The organism is Rhodobacter sp. CZR27 (assembly GCF_002407205.1).
GTDB lineage: Bacteria > Pseudomonadota > Alphaproteobacteria > Rhodobacterales > Rhodobacteraceae > Cereibacter_A.
The window spans coordinates 529,315-545,777 of record NZ_CP023548.1 but is presented as its reverse complement, the minus strand read 5'-3'; the positions used below and the strand labels follow the sequence as shown (position 1 = coordinate 545,777).

At 68.4% G+C, this 16,463-nt stretch carries 14 protein-coding genes; 2 read left to right on the top strand and 12 right to left on the bottom strand.

Annotation, left to right across the window (positions count from 1 at the left end; all coding sequences use genetic code 11):
• Position 1 precedes the first annotated feature (1 nt).
• The 5 genes from CK951_RS02850 to CK951_RS02830 all read right to left on the bottom strand — a co-directional run bounded on the left by CK951_RS02850 (position 2) and on the right by CK951_RS02830 (position 6,131).
• Positions 2–1,306, bottom strand: coding sequence for a UDP-glucose/GDP-mannose dehydrogenase family protein (locus tag CK951_RS02850; protein ID WP_096784729.1), 1,305 nt, complete (start codon positions 1,304–1,306; stop codon positions 2–4).
• A 67-nt stretch (positions 1,307–1,373) separates the two neighbouring features.
• Positions 1,374–2,285, bottom strand: a complete 912-nt coding sequence (locus CK951_RS02845) for a DMT family transporter (protein ID WP_096784728.1) — start codon at positions 2,283–2,285, stop codon at positions 1,374–1,376.
• 300 nt (positions 2,286–2,585) lie between these two features.
• A complete protein-coding gene (locus CK951_RS02840) occupies positions 2,586–3,332 on the bottom strand; it encodes a YebC/PmpR family DNA-binding transcriptional regulator (protein ID WP_096784727.1) in 747 nt (248 codons plus the stop codon).
• A 74-nt stretch (positions 3,333–3,406) separates the two neighbouring features.
• Positions 3,407–5,185 (bottom strand): SLC13 family permease, encoded by a 1,779-nt coding sequence (locus CK951_RS02835; RefSeq protein WP_198402386.1) that lies wholly within the window; start codon positions 5,183–5,185, stop codon positions 3,407–3,409.
• Between the two features lie 136 nt (positions 5,186–5,321).
• A complete protein-coding gene (locus CK951_RS02830; RefSeq protein WP_096784725.1) occupies positions 5,322–6,131 on the bottom strand; it encodes a TIGR00282 family metallophosphoesterase in 810 nt (269 codons plus the stop codon).
• Between the two features lie 84 nt (positions 6,132–6,215).
• Here CK951_RS02830 and CK951_RS02825 point away from each other — a divergent pair, with 84 nt between their 5' ends.
• Together CK951_RS02825 and pdeM are read left to right on the top strand one after the other, a co-directional pair.
• On the top strand, positions 6,216–8,615 hold the full coding sequence (locus CK951_RS02825) for a ligase-associated DNA damage response DEXH box helicase (RefSeq protein WP_096784724.1): 2,400 nt from the start codon (positions 6,216–6,218) through the stop codon (positions 8,613–8,615).
• Positions 8,616–8,642: 27 nt separating this feature from the next.
• A complete protein-coding gene (pdeM, locus tag CK951_RS02820; RefSeq protein ID WP_096784723.1) occupies positions 8,643–9,329 on the top strand; it encodes a ligase-associated DNA damage response endonuclease PdeM in 687 nt (228 codons plus the stop codon).
• Here the strand turns inward: pdeM and CK951_RS02815 are convergent.
• The 7 genes from CK951_RS02815 to ftsH form a co-directional block, all read right to left on the bottom strand.
• Positions 9,293–9,949 carry a LytTR family DNA-binding domain-containing protein gene (locus CK951_RS02815; protein ID WP_232520662.1) on the bottom strand — a complete coding sequence of 219 codons (657 nt, stop codon included), beginning with the start codon at positions 9,947–9,949 and terminating at the stop codon, positions 9,293–9,295. The two genes, pdeM and CK951_RS02815, sit on opposite strands and share 37 nt — an antisense overlap.
• A 156-nt stretch (positions 9,950–10,105) precedes the next feature.
• Complete coding sequence (folD, locus tag CK951_RS02810; RefSeq protein WP_096784721.1) at positions 10,106–10,996, bottom strand: bifunctional methylenetetrahydrofolate dehydrogenase/methenyltetrahydrofolate cyclohydrolase FolD; 891 nt, start codon at positions 10,994–10,996, stop codon at positions 10,106–10,108.
• A complete protein-coding gene (locus CK951_RS02805) occupies positions 10,993–11,313 on the bottom strand; it encodes a chorismate mutase (RefSeq protein WP_096784720.1) in 321 nt (106 codons plus the stop codon). Before CK951_RS02805 ends, folD begins: the two co-directional genes overlap by 4 nt.
• A 74-nt stretch (positions 11,314–11,387) precedes the next feature.
• Positions 11,388–13,055: a formate--tetrahydrofolate ligase gene (locus tag CK951_RS02800; protein ID WP_096784719.1), complete on the bottom strand. Its 1,668-nt coding sequence runs from the start codon at positions 13,053–13,055 to the stop codon at positions 11,388–11,390.
• Positions 13,056–13,119: 64 nt separating this feature from the next.
• Positions 13,120–13,722, bottom strand: a complete 603-nt coding sequence (locus tag CK951_RS02795; RefSeq protein ID WP_096784718.1) for an MOSC domain-containing protein — start codon at positions 13,720–13,722, stop codon at positions 13,120–13,122.
• Positions 13,710–14,483, bottom strand: coding sequence for a methyltransferase domain-containing protein (locus CK951_RS02790; protein WP_269770510.1), 774 nt, complete (start codon positions 14,481–14,483; stop codon positions 13,710–13,712). The genes CK951_RS02795 and CK951_RS02790 overlap by 13 nt, the downstream gene beginning before the upstream one ends.
• Positions 14,484–14,493: 10 nt before the next feature.
• Positions 14,494–16,395 carry an ATP-dependent zinc metalloprotease FtsH gene (ftsH, locus tag CK951_RS02785; RefSeq protein WP_096784717.1) on the bottom strand — a complete coding sequence of 634 codons (1,902 nt, stop codon included), beginning with the start codon at positions 16,393–16,395 and terminating at the stop codon, positions 14,494–14,496.
• Between the last annotated feature and the right edge of the window lie 68 nt (positions 16,396–16,463).

The window sequence follows — 16,463 nt, the reverse complement described above, 5'->3', positions numbered from 1 at the left end:
CCTAGCGGCCGACCCCGACGTAAGTGGTGAAGCCGGCCCTTGCCGCATCGGCCGGCGCATAGACGTTGCGCAGGTCGGCCATCTTCGGCTCGGCCATGACACGGGCCAGCCGGGACAGGTCGAGCGCGCGGAACTCGTTCCATTCGGTCAGGATCACCAGCACCGAGGCGCCCTCGGCCGCGGCATAGGCATCCTCCATCCAGCGGACGCCGGGCAGCAGCGTCTCGCCCTCGTGCCGGCCCTGCGGGTCGACCACGCGGACCTTCGCCCCTGCCCCGATCAGCGCCGGCACGATGGTCAGCGAGGGCGCGTCGCGCATGTCGTCGGTGTTGGGCTTGAAGGTCACGCCCAGGACGGCGATGGTCTTGTCGCGGCACGAGCCGTCGCAGAGATCCTCGATCTTCTCGATCATGCGGCGCTTGATCTCGTCATTGACCTTGATGACCGTCTCGACGATCTGGATGGGAGAGGCATGTTCCTGCCCCATCCGCGCCAGCGCTTTGGTATCCTTGGGGAAACACGAGCCGCCATAGCCCGGCCCGGCGTGCAGGAACTTGTTGCCGATCCGCCCGTCGAGGCCCATGCCCTTCGACACGGCCTTGATGTCGGCACCCACCCGTTCGCAAAGCGCGGCGATCTCGTTGATGAAGGTGATCTTCGTCGCGAGGAAGGCGTTCGCGGCATATTTGATCATCTCGGCGCTCTCCAGCCCGGTATAGACCACCGGGAAGTCGCGCAGGAACAGCGGGCGGTAGATGTCGGCCATCACCTGCTTCGCCCGCTCGGATTCCACGCCCACCACCACGCGGTCCGGGCGCATGAAGTCGTCGATGGCCGCGCCTTCACGCAGGAATTCGGGGTTTGAGGCCACGTCGAAATCGGCGGCCGGATTGGCCCCGCGGATCACCTCGGCCACCTTGCGGTTGGTGCCGATCGGCACGGTCGATTTGGTCACCACCACCGCGTAATGTTCAAGCGCGTGGGCGATCTCCTCGGCCGCGGCCATCACATAGGTCAGGTCGGCATGGCCGTCGCCGCGCCGCGTGGGCGTGCCCACGGCGATGAACACCGCCTCGGCGCCGCGCATCGCCTCGGCCAGATCGAGCGTGAAGCTGAGCCGGCCGGCGGCGACGTTGCGCGCCATCAGCGCATCCAGCCCCGGCTCGAAGATCGGCACCTTGCCGTCGTTCAGCTTGGCGATCTTGGAGGGGTCCTTGTCGACGCAGACCACCTCGTGCCCGAAGTCGGAAAAGCAGACGCCCGAGACGAGGCCCACATAGCCTGTGCCGATCATCGCGATCTTCATGGAAAAGTGCGTCCTTTCTCTCGTGAGCCTGTCTAAGCGGGCCCGTTTCAGACTGTCAAATTCAACTCTAGGTATCTGCGACCGCAGGTCCGCTCGCCTTTCGCCGCAAGACGGATTCGCGCCAGGTGATGTAGCTTATGGCGCCGATGATGATGCCGCCCCCCAGAAGCACGTAGGGATCGACCGGTTCCCCGAAGGCCAGCGCACCGAGCAGCGTGGCCCAGACCAGTTGCAGGAAGGTGACGGGCTGCGTCACGGTCAGGGGGGCCGCCGAAAAGGCCCGGGTCATGCAATAGTGCCCGGAGGTCGCGAAGGCCGCCACCAGCGCCAGCCACAGAAGCTGTTCCGCCCCCACCGGCACCCAGACCAGAAGCGCGAACGGCAGAAGACCGACCGTCACCATCAGCGACATCATCGCCACGATCGTCCCCGCCCCCGCGAGGTCCGAAAGCCTGCGGGCCATCAGGTAGCTGAAGGCGAAGAACACCGCCGCCGCAAGCTGCGACAGATGCCCCGGCAACAGCTCGCGCAGGCCGGGCCGCAGCACCACCAGCGCGCCCACCAGCGCCACGGCGACCGCAAGCACACGCCGCAGCGCCAGCCGCTCGCCGAAGAACAGTGCCGCGCCGACCGTCACGAGAACCGGGTTGAGGTAGCCGATGGCCGTCACCTCGGCCACCGGGATCCGCGCCATAGCGTAGAACCAGCAGATCACGGCGGCGGTATGGAACGCGCCGCGCAACGAATAGAGCCTCAGCGTGCCCGGGGCGAATCCCTGCCGCAGCACCGGCAGGAGTGTCGGCAGCAGGAACAGCACCCCGAAGGCAAAGCGGATGAAGGCGCCCTGCGCCGCCGGGATCTCGGGGCCGAGATAGCGGACGATGCCCGTCACGCCCACGAAGCTGAGGCCGGACCCCAGCATCCAGAGCACGCCCTCCAGCGTGCGAGTCCGGCTTGGATCGGCGGGATGGGCGCTCATGGCCGGCAGTCAATCCGATCCGTCCCGCCGCCGCAAGGTCCGTTCAGCCGGGGCCGGGTCGCCGTCGACGGCCCTTCGCGGGGGCCGGCCGGCAGGTCCGGCGTACCTGCGCGTGCAGGAACGTGCGGCCCTGAGTATCGGCGACGCGGCCCGGGCTACCGGGGTCCCTGCGCGTGCAGGCACGCCATAGCCTCGACCGGCCGGGAAATCGCCCCGGAACCGGAGGACCGGCCGAACGCATGTCGCGCGGGACACAAGGATGGGCCCGACCCCCGGCCGGACCCGCCCGCTCCTCCGCCCTCAGGCGTCGAGCTTCGCCGCCACGTCCTCGGGGATGTCGAAGTTCGCGGTGACCGTCTGCACGTCGTCATCCTCTTCCAGCGCGTCGATCAGCTTCATCAGCTTCGTCGCGGTCTCGAGGTCGACGTTGGTGCGGTTCTGCGGCTTCCAGACGAGCTTGGCTTCCTCGCTTTCACCCAGAACCTTCTCGAGCGCCTCGCTGACCTCGTTCAGGCTGGTGTCGGGGCAGTAGATCCAGTGGCCGTCCTCGTCCGATTCGACATCGTCCGCGCCGGCCTCGATCGCGGCCATCATCACCGTGTCGGCATCGCCGGCGGCGGGCTTGTAGGTGATCTCGCCCACCCGGTCGAACATGAAGCTGACCGAGCCGGTGGTTCCGAGGTTGCCGCCAAACTTGGTGAAGTAGCTGCGCACGTTCGAGGCCGTGCGGTTCACGTTGTCGGTCATCGTCTCGACGATGATCGCGATGCCGTTCGGGCCATAGCCCTCGTAGCGGATTTCCGAGTAATCCTCGGCATCGCCACCCTGCGACTTCTTGATCGCGCGTTCGATCACGTCCTTGGGCATCGACACGGCCTTCGCCGCCTTCACGGCAAGGCGCAGGCGCGGGTTCTTGTCGGGATCGGGGTCACCCATCTTGGCGGCGACGGTGATCTCCTTCGCCAGCTTCGAGAACATCTTCGAGCGCAGCTTGTCCTGCTTGCCCTTGCGATGCTGGATGTTCGCCCATTTGGAATGGCCCGCCATGACCCTCTCCGATCCTTTGATGTGGGGCGCCTATAGCCCACGGCCCCGGGGGGCCGCAAGCCCGCGGCCTCAAGTCAGAACGGGAAGAACAGCGGGATCAGCAGGCTCATCGCCACCATCATCAGAAGGTTCAGCGGCAGACCCACGCGCAGGAAGTCGGTGAAGCGGTAGCCGCCGGGGCCATAGACCAGCGTATTGGTCTGGTAGCCGATGGGCGTGGCGAAACTGGCCGAGGCACCGAACATCACCGCCACCACGAAGGGTCGCGGATCGACGCCAAGCGACAGCGCGAGGCCCACGACGATGGGCGTCAGGATCACCGCCACGGCATTGTTGCTTACCACCTCGGTCATCAGCGAGGTCAGCGAATAGACGACGAAGATCAGCGCGAAGGGCGGCAGCCCCTGCATCAGCGGCGTCGCCGCGTCGACGATCATCCGCACCGCGCCCGAGTTCTCGAGCCCTGCGCCCACCGCGAGCATCGCGAAGATGAGCGCCAGGAGCCGCCCCTCGACATAGCCAAAGGCCTCTTCGGCATCGATGCAGCCCGAGACCAGCACCACCGCGACACCCATGAGCGACAGGATGACGATCGGGGCAATGTCAAGCGCCGAGAGCACGACGACCGCCGCAAGGACGCCCAGCACGATCGGCGCGCGGTCGCGGCGATAGGCCCGTTCGGAGGGTCTGGCGATATCGACCACCTGCATGTCCGAGGCCAGCCGCTCGATATCCGCCGACGCCCCTTCCAGCAGCAGCGTGTCGCCCACCTGCACCACCAGGTCGTCCAGCTGGCGCCCGATGTTCTGGTTGCGGCGGTGCACGGCCAGCACATAGACGCCGTAGCGCCGCCTGAGCCGCATCGCCCCCAGCGACCGGCCGACCATGAAGCAGCCGGGCGTGATCAGCACCTCGACCACGTTGGTCTGGACCGAGGACAGCTTGTCCACCAGCCGCACCTCGCGGCTCGCCTGCAGGCTCAGCACCTCCGACATCGGGGTGCGCAGCACGATGCGGTCACCGGCCTCCAGCGTGACCTCGGCGAGGTTCCGGCGCAACGACGCGTCGCCGCGCAGCACGTCGATCACGCGCAGGCTCTCGCGCCTGAACAGGTCCACATCCTCGACCCGGCGGCCGATCAGCGCCGAGCCTTCCGGCACCGCCACCTCGGTGAAGAACTTCATCCGGCTGCGGTCGGTCAGCATCATGCCCAGGCTGTCGCGGTCGGGCAGCAGCCGGCCGGCGAAGAGCCACAGGTAGCCGACGCCCAGCGCCGCCATGATCAGCCCGAGCGGCGTGATCTCGAAGATCGAGAACGCCTCCAGCCCGGATTCCTGCGCCACGCCATCGACCAGAAGGTTCGTCGACGTGCCGATGAGCGTGATCGTGCCCCCGAAGATCGACAGGTAGCTGAGCGGGATCATGATCTTCGACGGGGCCACCTTCATCTCGCGGGCGATCTGCATGAAGACCGGGATCATCACCACCACGACGGGGGTGTTGTTGATGAAGGCGGACATGCCCAGAACGGTCACCGACATGATCGCCAGCGTGCGCACCGGCCTTTCCGACACGTGGCGGATGGCCAGTTGCGTCACCCAGTCCAGCGTGCCCGTCCGGACCAGCGCCCCCGCGAGGATGAAGAGCCCCGCGATGGTCCAGGGCGCGGGATTGGACAGCACGTCCAGCGCATCGTCCTGCGGCAGGATGCCCAGCGCCAGCATCAGCGCTGCCCCGGCGACGGCCGTGACCTCGACCGGGAAGGTCTCGCGGACGAACAGGACAAGCATTCCCGCAACGATGGCAAGCGCCGCTTGGGCCTGCAGAGGATCCGGCAGTTCCAGCCCGAACATCATCTCTCCCGACGAGGTTTCGCGGATTGATACGCCGCGGCGGCCGACAATCAAAGCGGCCGGTCGCGCCGGCGGCGCCGTCACGGGGAACGGGTGTCCGGATTCCCGCCCCGGGCCGGAACGGCGTTCCGCCGCCTCAGGGGCGCGATTCCTGCAGGCGTCCGCCCACGCGCACCGGAACCACGCGCAGGGCAAGGCCGGCCCGGTCGTCCGTCTCGACATAGACGCCCGACAGCGTGGCCGGGCCCGAGGCCGGCTCGAACCGGCCCTTGGGCATCTGGGTGATGAAGCGGCGCAAAGGCTCGGTCTTCTCCATGCCGATGACCGAATCGTAGTCGCCGCACATGCCGGCATCGGTCAGATAGGCGGTGCCGCCGTTCAGGATCTGCGCATCGGCGGTCGGAATGTGCGTGTGGGTGCCCACGACGAGGCTAGCCCGTCCGTCGCACCAGTGGCCCATCGCCATCTTCTCGCTCGTGGCCTCGCAATGCATGTCCACGATGATGGCCTGCGCCGCCCCGCCAAGGGGCGAGCCCTTCAGCACGCCGTCCACCGCCGAGAACGGATCGTCGAAGGGCCGTTTCATGAAGACCTGCCCCAGCGCCTGCACCACGACCACCTTTCGGCCGCCGACGCTGAAGACGCGCGCGCCCTTGCCCGGCGCGCTGCGGGCATAGTTCAGCGGCCGGACGATCCGCGGTTCGGTCTCGATGAATTGCAGCATCTCCTTCTGGTCGAAGGCATGATCGCCCAGCGTCACGCAATCCGCGCCCGACGCCAGCAGCTTCCTGGCGTGGTCGGCCGTCAGCCCCGCGCCACTCGACGCGTTCTCGCCGTTCACCACGACGAAATCGAGACCCCAGTCCGCGCGCAGCCCGGGCAGCCGTTCCGCCACCACCGAGCGTCCCGCGCGCCCCATCACATCGCCAAGAAAGAGAAGCTTCATGCGGCAGGGTTAGGTCCGCCCCGACCCGAGGGCAAGGGGATTCCGCCCCTTTCCCGACTGCCGGGGGCGCCCTATCCTTGCCCGATGACCCGCCTGCCGCCCCCCCTCGAGCACTGGTTCGCCTCGCGCGGATGGGCGCTCCATCCGCATCAGGAGGCGATGCTGCGCCGTGCGGAGGAGCCGGCGCTGCTGCTGGTCGCACCCACCGGCGGGGGCAAGACGCTTGCAGGATTCCTGCCGACGCTGGCCGAACTCGGCCAGAAGCCACCGCCGGGCTTGCACACGCTCTACATTTCGCCGCTGAAGGCGCTGACAGCCGACATCCGCCGCAACCTGCGCGCGCCGATCGAGGGTACGGGCCTCGCGATCCGGGTCGAAGACCGCACCGGCGACACCGGCAGCCACACGCGCCGCCGCCAGCGCGCCGATCCGCCGCACATCCTGCTGACCACGCCCGAAAGCCTCGCGCTGCTCCTGTCCTACGAGGATGCGCCGCGGATCTTCGCCGGCCTGAAGCGGGTGATCGTGGACGAGATCCACGCGCTGGCCGAGTCGAAGCGGGGCGATCAGCTGATGCTGTGCCTCGCCCGGCTCCAGCGCCTTGCGCCGGGCATGCGCCGCGTGGGCCTCTCGGCCACGGTCGAGGATCCTCCCGCGCTCGCCCGGTTCCTCGCCTGCCATCCCGGCCCCTGCGCGGTGCTGGAGGCCGATCCCGGCCCAGATCCCGACATCGCCATGCTGGAAACCGAGGCCCCGCCGCCCTGGGCCGGCGGCGGCGGGCGCCACGCCATCCCCGAGGTGCTGGCCGAGATCCGCCGCCACCGCACCACCCTTGTCTTCCACAACACCCGCGCACAGGCGGAACTGTTCTTCCACGCGCTCTGGTTGGCGAACGAGGACGACCTGCCCATCGGCATCCACCACGGCTCGCTGTCGCGCGAACAGCGCGAGCGGGTCGAGGCGGCGATGGTGGCGGGCGAGCTGCGCGCCATCGTCTGCACCGGCTCGCTCGATCTGGGCATCGACTGGGGCGACGTCGATCTGGTTATCCTGGTGGGCGCGCCGAAGAACGTGAAGCGCCTCGTCCAGCGCATCGGTCGGGCGAACCACCGCTACAACGCGCCCTCCAAGGCGCTTCTGGTGCCGGCCAACCGTTTCGAGGTGGTGGAATGCCTTGCCGCGCTGGAAGCCGTGCGCGACCACACGCTCGACGGCGAACCGCGTGGGGCGGGACCGCGCGACGTGCTCTGCCAGCACATCCTGATCACCGCCGCCGCCGGGCCGTTCGACGCGGACGCCCTCTTCGCCGAGGTGACGAGCGCCAGCCCCTATGCCGGCCTCTCCCGCCCCGACTTCGACGCCTGCATCGACTTCGTGGCGACGGGTGGCTATGCGCTGCGCGCCTATGACCGCTGGCAGCGGATCATGCTGCGCGACGGGCGGTGGCAACTGCGCGACCCGCGCACGGCGCAGGTGATCCGGATGAACATCGGCACCATCATCGACACCGAAGTGCTGAAGGTCCGGATGCGCGGCCGCGGCGGCGCTCCGCTGGGCGAGATCGAGGAAGGCTTCGCCGCCACCCTCACCCCCGGCGACACCTTCCTGATGGCCGGTCAGGTCGTGCGCTACGAGGGCCTGCACGAAATGACGGTGGAGGTCACACGCAACCCCGGCCGCGATCCACGGGTGGCCACCTTCAATGGAACGAAATTCGCCACCTCCACCCTGCTTACCCACCGGATCCTTGAGCTTTTCCAACAACCGGACTGGCCGGGCCTGCCGCGCCACACCGCCGACTGGCTGGCCCTGCAGCGAGAGGTCTCGTGCCTCCCCGACCGCGACCGCCTGCTGGTCGAAAGCTTTCCGCATGACGGGCGCGAGCATCTGTGCATCTACGGCTTTGCCGGACGGAACGCGCAGCAGACCCTCGGCCTCCTGCTCACCAAGCGGATGGAGGAGGAACGCCTTGCCCCGCTCGGCTTCGTGGCCACCGACTATGCCACGCTGATCTGGGGGCTGGATGCGGTGACGGACCCTGCACCGCTGTTCGACCCCGCGCGCCTGCGCGAGGGGCTGGAGGGCTGGCTTGCCGGCAATGCGGTGATGAAGCGGACGTTCCGCAACTCGGCCATCATCGCCGGGCTGATCGAGCGCACGCACATGGGCCGCAGGCGGACCGGCAAGCAGGCGACGTTCTCCTCGGATATCCTTTACGACACGCTGATGCGCCACGATCCCGGCCACCTGCTGCTGAAGATCACCCGCGAGGAGGCCGAGCGCGGTCTGGTGGACTTCGGCCGCATCGAGGAGATGCTGGCGCGGATCGGCAGCCGGATCGACTGCCGCCGGCTGTCGCGCGTGACGCCCTTGGCCGCGCCGCTCTTCCTCGAGATGGGGCGCGTTCCGGTCGAGGGGGCCGGCCGCCACCGGCTGATGGAGGAACAGGCGGCCGCCTTGATGGCCGCCGCGGGACTTGCGTAAGCCGGACGGATCGGACAGGAACGGGCCATGAACGGCCATTCCTTCACCCTTGCCGGCGCGGCGCTGGTGGCGCTGCCCTCGGGCGCGCTCTGGTGGCCCGGGGAACGGCTGCTCTGCGTGTCCGACCTGCATCTCGGCAAGTCCGAGCGTCTGGCGCGGCGCGGGGGCACGCTGCTGCCGCCCTACGAGACACGCGCCACGCTCACGCGGCTCGACGCCGATCTGGAGGCGACGGGTGCGGGCGCCGTGCTGTGCCTCGGCGACTCCTTCGACGATGGCGCGGCGGCGGAGGCGCTGCCCGAGGACGAACGGCTCTGGCTGCGCCGCCTGATGGCAGGGAGGGACTGGACCTGGATCCTCGGTAACCACGACCCCGCGCCCGTGGATTGCGGCGGAACCTACCGGGCCGAGGTCACCCTGGGCGCGCTCAGCTTCCGCCACATCGCTTCGGGCGAGGCCGAGGTTTCCGGCCACTACCACCCGAAATGCGCGCTGGCCGGCAAGGCCCGTCCCTGCTTCCTGCTGGATGGGTCCCGACTGATCCTGCCGGCCTATGGTGCCTATACCGGCGGGCTCTGGTGCCACGACCCGGCGCTTGTCGCCCTGATGCGGCCGGGGGCGCTGGCGATCCTGACCGGACACCGGGCGCTGCCCGTGCCGATGCCGCGCATGGCGCCTCAGATCAGGCCGCGCTCCTCGACCTTCGCACGGTGAGCGCGGCTGACCGGGATCCGGCTGCCGTCCTTCAGGACGAGGAACAGCTTGCCCGGCTCGCGCTCCACTCCCGTCACCGCCGACCAAGCCACCCAGTGCGAGCGATGCACCTGCGCGCCGGGCACGCCCTCCGTCTCGTCCATGGCGTCCGAGAACCGCATCAGCAGGCTCGAGGGGCCCGCGCTGGTCACGATGTCGACGTAGTGATCGCGCACGGTGATCGAGATCAGTTCACCCCGCGCCGCGGGCTCCATCCGGTACAGCAGGCGCGCCTCTCCGCTGGCGACCGGGCTCGCCGGGCCCAGCCGGATCGCCGACAGTCCCAGCCCGGCGCAGAACAGCGCGGGGGCGACCTCGGCCACAGTTGGCGCGAGTGCGTCGCCCAGCGCAAGCCGCATCAGCCACCAGAGCGGCAGCGTCAGCAGGACGGCGACCGCCAGAGCGAGGCCGACGCCGCGCTTCAACTCGCGCAGGCCCGCCGTCGCGAACCAGATCCGAAGCGCAAGGCCGAGGGTCAGGGTCAGGGCGACGAGCGCGCTCCAGAACAGGAACCGCTCGGGCAAGGGATAATGCTGGTAGCTGCCGAACGGCCCCGAGACGGCCAGTCCGGTCGAAAGCACTGCCCATGTCAGCCACGGCAGCGGGTCAGAAAGACAATCGGCATAACGGCGCGAGAAGGACAAATGAACCTCCGCCAAGACCTGAACCAATGGTCCTTGGCTACAGGCCCGGCTGCGGCCTTTCAACTCCGCCGTGTGACGCAGGCTCCGCGCGTATCAGGCGGTCAGGCCCTGAGGCTCGGGCAGGCCGTTCGCCCGACAGCAGGCGGTCAGGGTGTTGGCCAGCAGGCAGGCGATGGTCATCGGCCCCACCCCGCCCGGAACCGGCGTGATCGCGCCCGCGACCTCCGAGGCCGAGGCAAACTCGACATCGCCCACCAGCTTCGTCTTGCCGTCCCGCTCGATGCGGTTGATGCCCACGTCGATGACGGTGGCGCCGGGCTTCACGTAGTCGCCGGTGATCATCTCGGGCCGCCCCACCGCCGCCACGAGGATGTCGGCGCCGCGGCAGACCGCCGCCAGATCCTTCGTGCGCGAATGGGCGATGGTGACGGTGCAGCTGTCACCCAGCAGCAGCTGCGCCATCGGCTTGCCGACGATGTTCGACCGGCCGACCACCACCGCGTTCAGCCCGGAAAGCTTGCCCAGATGGTCGCGCAGCATCATCAGGCAGCCGAGCGGCGTGCAGGGCACCATGCTCTTCTGCCCCGTGCCGAGCCGCCCCACGTTCGAGATGTGAAAGCCGTCGACGTCCTTCGCCGGATCGAGCGCGTTGATCACCAGATCCGAGTTAAGGTGAGGCGGCAGCGGCAACTGCACGAGAATGCCGTGAACCTGCGGATCGCGGTTCAGACGGTCGATCAGCGCCAGCAACTCGGCCTCGGAGGTGTCGGCGGGCAGGCGATGTTCGAAAGAGGCCATGCCGACCTCGACCGTCTGCTTGCCCTTGGCGCCGACATAGACCTGGCTCGCCGGATCCTCGCCCACGAGGACGACCGCAAGGCCCGGGGTGAGGCCGTGATCGGCCTTCAGCCGCGCCACATGGTCTGCCACCTGCGCGCGCACATTCGCCGCGAAGACCTTGCCGTCGATCCGCTTCGCCGTCATTCCGTCGTCCCCTCCCTCGGGGCGTCTGGCCCCAGAACCTCTTCCTCGCGGGCGATCGACCAGTCGATCAGGATCCGCCAGAGCGTCTCGATCAGGGCGGGGTCGAGGCCCTCGGCCATCGCCCGGACGCGCACGTTGCGCACGACCTCCTCGACCCGCACGTCGATGCGCGCGGGCAGGCCCTCCACCGTCTTGATTTCGGCCGCGCGATCGATGTAGCCGGCCCGGCGGGCCAGCGCCTCGACGAGCTGCGCATCCAACGCGTCGATCATCGCGCGCACGTCTTCCATCGAGTGGCAATCTTCCGGGTCTCGCACCTTGGTCCTCGCTTCTGGGTCCGGTCCCCGTTTCAGACACCGGCCATTCAAGGTCAAGGGGGCGAAACGACCGCCTAGAACAGCCCCTCGATCAGTCCGTCGCCGTTCAGCCGGATCACCTCGGCCGAAGGCTGGCGTGGAAGGCCCGGCATGGTGCGGATCTCGCCGCAGATCGCCACCACGAAGCCCGCCCCTGCGGACAGCCGCACCTCGCGCACCGGGACCGAATGCCCCTCGGGCGCGCCCCGGATCGCGGCATCGGTGGTGAAGCTGTACTGAGTCTTCGCCATGCATACCGGCAGCGCCCCGTATCCGGCCTTCTCCCACGCCCGCAACTCGTCGCGGATGGTGTGATCGGCAATCACGTCATGTGCGTGATAGATGCGCCTTGCGACGGTCTCCATCTTCTCGAAAAGCGGCATGTCGTCGGGATAGAGCGGCGCGAACATCGACGGCGTCTCCGCGAGTTGCACCACCTTGTGCGCCAGATCCTCGATGCCGGCCGATCCTTCCGCCCAGTGCCGGCAGACGATCGCTTCTGCCCCCTGCGCCGCAACGTAGGCGCGGACCGCCGCGATCTCGGCCTCGGTATCGGTGGTGAAGTGGTTGATCGCCACGACGACCGGCACGCCGAAGCCCTTCACGTTCGAGATGTGCCGCCCGAGGTTCGGGCAGCCGTGCCGGACCGCCGCCACATCCTCGCGGCCCAGATCCTCCTTCGCCACGCCGCCGTTCATCTTCAGCGCCCGGATCGTGGCGACCACCACGGCCGCCGCGGGCTTCAGCCCGGCGATGCGGCATTTGATGTTGAAGAACTTCTCGGCTCCCAGATCCGCACCGAAGCCCGCCTCGGTCACCACGTAATCAGCCAGCTTCAGCGCGGTGCGCGTGGCGATCACCGAATTGCAGCCATGCGCGATGTTGGCGAAGGGTCCGCCGTGGACGAAGGCCGGGTTGTTCTCGACGGTCTGGACGAGGTTCGGCTGCATCGCGTCCTTCAGAAGCACCGCCATCGCGCCATCGGCCTTCAGGTCGCGGCAGAAGACCGGCGTGCGGTCGCGGCGATAGCCTATGACGATGCCGCCCAGCCGCCGCTCCAGATCCTCCAGATCCTCGGCGAGGCAGAGGATTGCCATGACCTCCGACGCCACGGTGATGTCGAAGCCGGTCTGGCGCGGAAAGCCGTTCGCTACGCCGCCGAGGTTCACCACGATGTCGCGCAGCGCGCGGTCGTTCATGTCCATCACCCGCCGCCAGGTGATGCGGCGGGCATCGAGGCCCAGTTCGTTGCCCCAGTAGATGTGGTTGTCGATCATCGCGGCCAGCAGATTGTGCGCCGAGGTGATCGCGTGGAAATCGCCGGTGAAGTGGAGGTTCATGTCCTCCATCGGGATAACCTGCGAGCGGCCTCCGCCCGCCGCGCCGCCCTTCATGCCGAAGTTGGGCCCCAGCGAGGCCTCGCGGATGCAGGTGATCGCGCGCTTGCCGATCCGGTTCAGCCCGTCGCCGAGGCCGACCGTCGTGGTGGTCTTGCCCTCGCCTGCGGGCGTCGGGTTGATCGCGGTGACGAGGATCAGCCGGCCGTCGGGCCGGTCCTTCAGGCTGCGGATGAAGCCCTGCGAGACCTTGGCCTTGTCGTGGCCATAGGGGATCAGATCCCCGGCCGGGATGCCCAGCCGGGCGCCGATCTCCTGGATCGGTTTCTTGCAGGCGGAACGCGCGATCTCGATGTCCGTGGTCATGAAGCCTCCCCTTCCTCTTCCCTTGGCTAGCAAGCGGAAGACCCGTCAGGCCAGCAGAATTCACTCATCCCTTGGTGCGGGCCGCCCCGAGATGCGGCCAGGCCGGCTGCTCCGGAATATGAAGGCGGACGGCCGCGCCCAGCCGAAGCACCCCTTCGGCCTCGACCCAGGCGGTGACGCCGCGGCGCCCGACCGCGGCCGGCTTGAACCTTGCGCCCGCGCCGGGATGGACCGCCTCGATGGGCTTTGCCGGAAGCGTGCAGGGCCGGTTGCGCATGTCCACCACCAGCGTCGCACCGCCCTCGGCCTGCAACCGTGACGAGGGCGGGACGAGCGAGAAGTCGGGGATGCCCTCGATCACCATCGTCGCACCCACAAGGGCGGGATCGAGCGCGGCAAGGCCCATCCCCGCGGCGATGACCGCAAGCTCCTCGGCAGAGAGGATCGAGACCTGGCGGGTGTTGCGGATCGTGGTGCCGCGCCGATACTGCGCCGTCACGCGCGAGCAGGACGGCCGGGTAAGACCGCCATGCGCCTCGCCTTCGGGCCCGCCGAAGCCAAGGGCGAGTTCGGTCACGGCACGCGCCTCCAGCGCCGCCGCGCGGTCGACCACCAGGCCAAGCCAGGTGATCCGGCCGGTGAAGCCCGTGGGGATCAGGGCCGGCATGTCAGCACGAAGAAGCAGCGGCGGAACGGGAACAGCGTGCCGCCATCGGGAAGCAGCGGATAGGCGGCTGCGAGGCAGGAATCATAGGCTCCGATGAAGGCACGGGCCTCTTCGTCGGTCAGCCGCGCAAGGAACGGCCGCATCGCGGTCGACTCGGTGAAGCGCCGGACGGGATGGCCGTCGGCCCAGGCCTCGAGGTGCTGCACATATTCGGTCTCCCAGGCCTGCACCTCGCCGAAGGGGGCAAGCTGCTGCCAGTAGTGCTGGGCCGGGGCGACCGGAGGCGCATCCTCGGGCTCGAACCGGTCGGGGAACATGCCGGCGGCGATGTCGCGCAGGAACCGGTGCGAGGGCGCGCCGTATTGCCGGGGCATCTGCACGGCGAGCACGCCCCCCGGCGGCAGAAACGTCGCCAGCCGGGGCATCAGCGCGGCGTGATCCGGCAGCCATTGCAGGGCCGCGTTGGAGAAGATCAGCGCGACAGCCTCCTCCGGCTGCCAGAGAGCGATGTCGGCTTGGGTCAGGGCGTCGTAGCAGCCCGAGGGCGCGGCCTCGGCAATCATGGCGGGCGAGGCATCCACCCCGACGATCCGGCGTTCGGGCCACCGCGTCCGAAGCGGCATTCCGACGGCGCCGTTGCCGCATCCCAGATCGACGATCACGCCGGGTGGCAAACCGCCGACCTGAGCCAGAAGATCCAGCGCCGGGCGCAAACGCAAACCCCGAAACCTTGCGTAGGTTTCGGGGTTCCAGTCCTGCATTGGATGGCGCTCAGACAGAGGGCTCGAGGCCGCCGTCGGCCTTGATGACCTTCGGCCGGGTCTTCGGGATCGCGGCGATCGAGCCGCCGCCCACCGGCCGGTCGGCATCGTCGTCGCCATCGATCTTCTCGCCGGCAATGACGCGGCGGATCTGGTCGCCGGTCAGCGTCTCGTATTCCAGCAGACCCTTGGCCAGACGCTCGAAGTCCTCGGACTTCTCGGTCAGGATGCGATAGGCCGTCTGGTAGCCTTCGTCGATCAGGCGCTTCACCTCGGCCTCGATCAGCTTCTTGGTCTCGGCCGAGACCGAGAAGCCGGCCGTGTTGCCCTGATAGCCCTCATGCGCCTCGGCATAGTCGATGTTGCCGACCGCGTCCGACATGCCCCAGCGCATCACCATGGCGCGGGCAAGGGCAGAGGCCTGCTGGATGTCGCCCGCCGGACCCGAGGACACCGCTTCCTCGCCATACTTGATGATCTCGGCCGCCTTGCCGGCCATCGTCATGGCGATCTTCTGCTTGCCCTCGTCCTTGTGCATGTTCAGCCGGTCCATCTCGGGCAGGCTGACCACCATGCCGAGCGCACCGCCCCGCGGGATGATCGTCGCCTTGTAGACCGGATCGCACTTGGACAGGTTCATGCCGACGATGGCGTGACCGGCTTCGTGATAGGCGGTCTTTTCCTTCTGGTCGGCGGTCAGGACCATCGAGCGCCGCTCGGCGCCCATCATCACCTTGTCCTTGGCGTTCTCGAAGTCTTCCATCGTGACGAAGCGGCGGCCGACGCGGGCAGCCAGCAGCGCCGCCTCGTTCACCAGGTTCATCAGGTCGGCGCCCGAGAAGCCCGGCGTGCCGCGCGCGATCAGTCGCAGGTCGACGTTCGGCCCCAGCGGCACCTTGCGGGCATGGACCGACAGGATCTTCTCGCGGCCCTTGATGTCGGGGTTCGGCACATGGATCGTGCGGTCGAAGCGGCCGGGACGCAGCAGCGCCGGGTCAAGCACGTCCTTGCGGTTGGTCGCCGCGACGATGATCACGCCCTCGTTCGCCTCGAAGCCATCCATTTCGACCAGCAGCTGGTTCAGCGTCTGCTCGCGCTCGTCGTTGCCGCCGCCGATCCCCACGCCACGGGCGCGGCCCACGGCGTCGATCTCGTCGATGAAGACGATGCAGGGCGCGTTCTTCTTGGCCTGCTCGAACATGTCACGGACACGGGAGGCACCCACACCCACGAACATCTCGACGAAGTCGGAACCCGAGATGGTGAAGAACGGCACGCCCGCCTCGCCCGCGATGGCGCGTGCCAGAAGCGTCTTGCCGGTGCCGGGCGGGCCGACGAGCAGCGCGCCCTTCGGGATCTTGCCGCCGAGACGCGAGAACTTCTGCGGGTTGCGCAGGAACTCGACGATCTCCTCGAGTTCCTCCTTGGCCTCGTCGATGCCGGCCACGTCGTCGAAGGTCACCCGCCCCTGCTTCTCGGTCAGAAGCTTGGCGCGGGACTTCCCGAAGCCCATGGCCCCGCCGCGCCCGCCGCCCTGCATCCGGTTCATGAAGAAGATCCAGATGCCGATCAGCACGAGGAAGGGCAGCCAGAGCGAGATGAGCGAGAAGAAGCCCGACTGCTCCTGCGCCTCGGCGCGAACCTCGACGCCCTGCGCGATCAGGCGGTCGGTGACCTCCTCGCCCTGCGGCTTGATCGCCACGTATTGCGTGCCGTCCTTGCCGCGCACCATCACCCGTTCGCCATCCAGCGTGACCGAGGCGACCTCGCCATTGTCCACGCGGCCGATGAAGTCGGAATAGGAGATGGTGCGCGAGCCGCTGGTGGTCTGGCCGCCGCTGAACAGGTTGAACAGCGCCAGGATCAGCAGGAACAGGACCACCCAGAATGCGATGTTTCTCGCGTTGCCCACGAATGTCTCCTTGCAGAGTCTAGCCGCGGGGGAACCCGCAGTCTTGCCGTTGAAGATAGAGATAAGCG

What these genes read in the sequence shown, in the direction of transcription:
- pdeM (WP_096784723.1), top strand. Translation starts at nt 8,643, where the DNA reads ATGAACGGCCATTCCTTCACCCTTGCCGGCGCGGCGCTGGTGGCGCTG.
- CK951_RS02850 (WP_096784729.1), bottom strand. Translation starts at nt 1,306, where the DNA reads ATGAAGATCGCGATGATCGGCACAGGCTATGTGGGCCTCGTCTCGGGC.
- CK951_RS02835 (WP_198402386.1), bottom strand. Translation starts at nt 5,185, where the DNA reads ATGTTCGGGCTGGAACTGCCGGATCCTCTGCAGGCCCAAGCGGCGCTT.
- CK951_RS02830 (WP_096784725.1), bottom strand. Translation starts at nt 6,131, where the DNA reads ATGAAGCTTCTCTTTCTTGGCGATGTGATGGGGCGCGCGGGACGCTCG.
- CK951_RS02800 (WP_096784719.1), bottom strand. Translation starts at nt 13,055, where the DNA reads ATGACCACGGACATCGAGATCGCGCGTTCCGCCTGCAAGAAACCGATC.
- CK951_RS02795 (WP_096784718.1), bottom strand. Translation starts at nt 13,722, where the DNA reads ATGCCGGCCCTGATCCCCACGGGCTTCACCGGCCGGATCACCTGGCTT.
- CK951_RS02825 (WP_096784724.1), top strand. Translation starts at nt 6,216, where the DNA reads ATGACCCGCCTGCCGCCCCCCCTCGAGCACTGGTTCGCCTCGCGCGGA.
- CK951_RS02845 (WP_096784728.1), bottom strand. Translation starts at nt 2,285, where the DNA reads ATGAGCGCCCATCCCGCCGATCCAAGCCGGACTCGCACGCTGGAGGGC.
- CK951_RS02840 (WP_096784727.1), bottom strand. Translation starts at nt 3,332, where the DNA reads ATGGCGGGCCATTCCAAATGGGCGAACATCCAGCATCGCAAGGGCAAG.
- folD (WP_096784721.1), bottom strand. Translation starts at nt 10,996, where the DNA reads ATGACGGCGAAGCGGATCGACGGCAAGGTCTTCGCGGCGAATGTGCGC.
- CK951_RS02790 (WP_269770510.1), bottom strand. Translation starts at nt 14,483, where the DNA reads ATGCAGGACTGGAACCCCGAAACCTACGCAAGGTTTCGGGGTTTGCGT.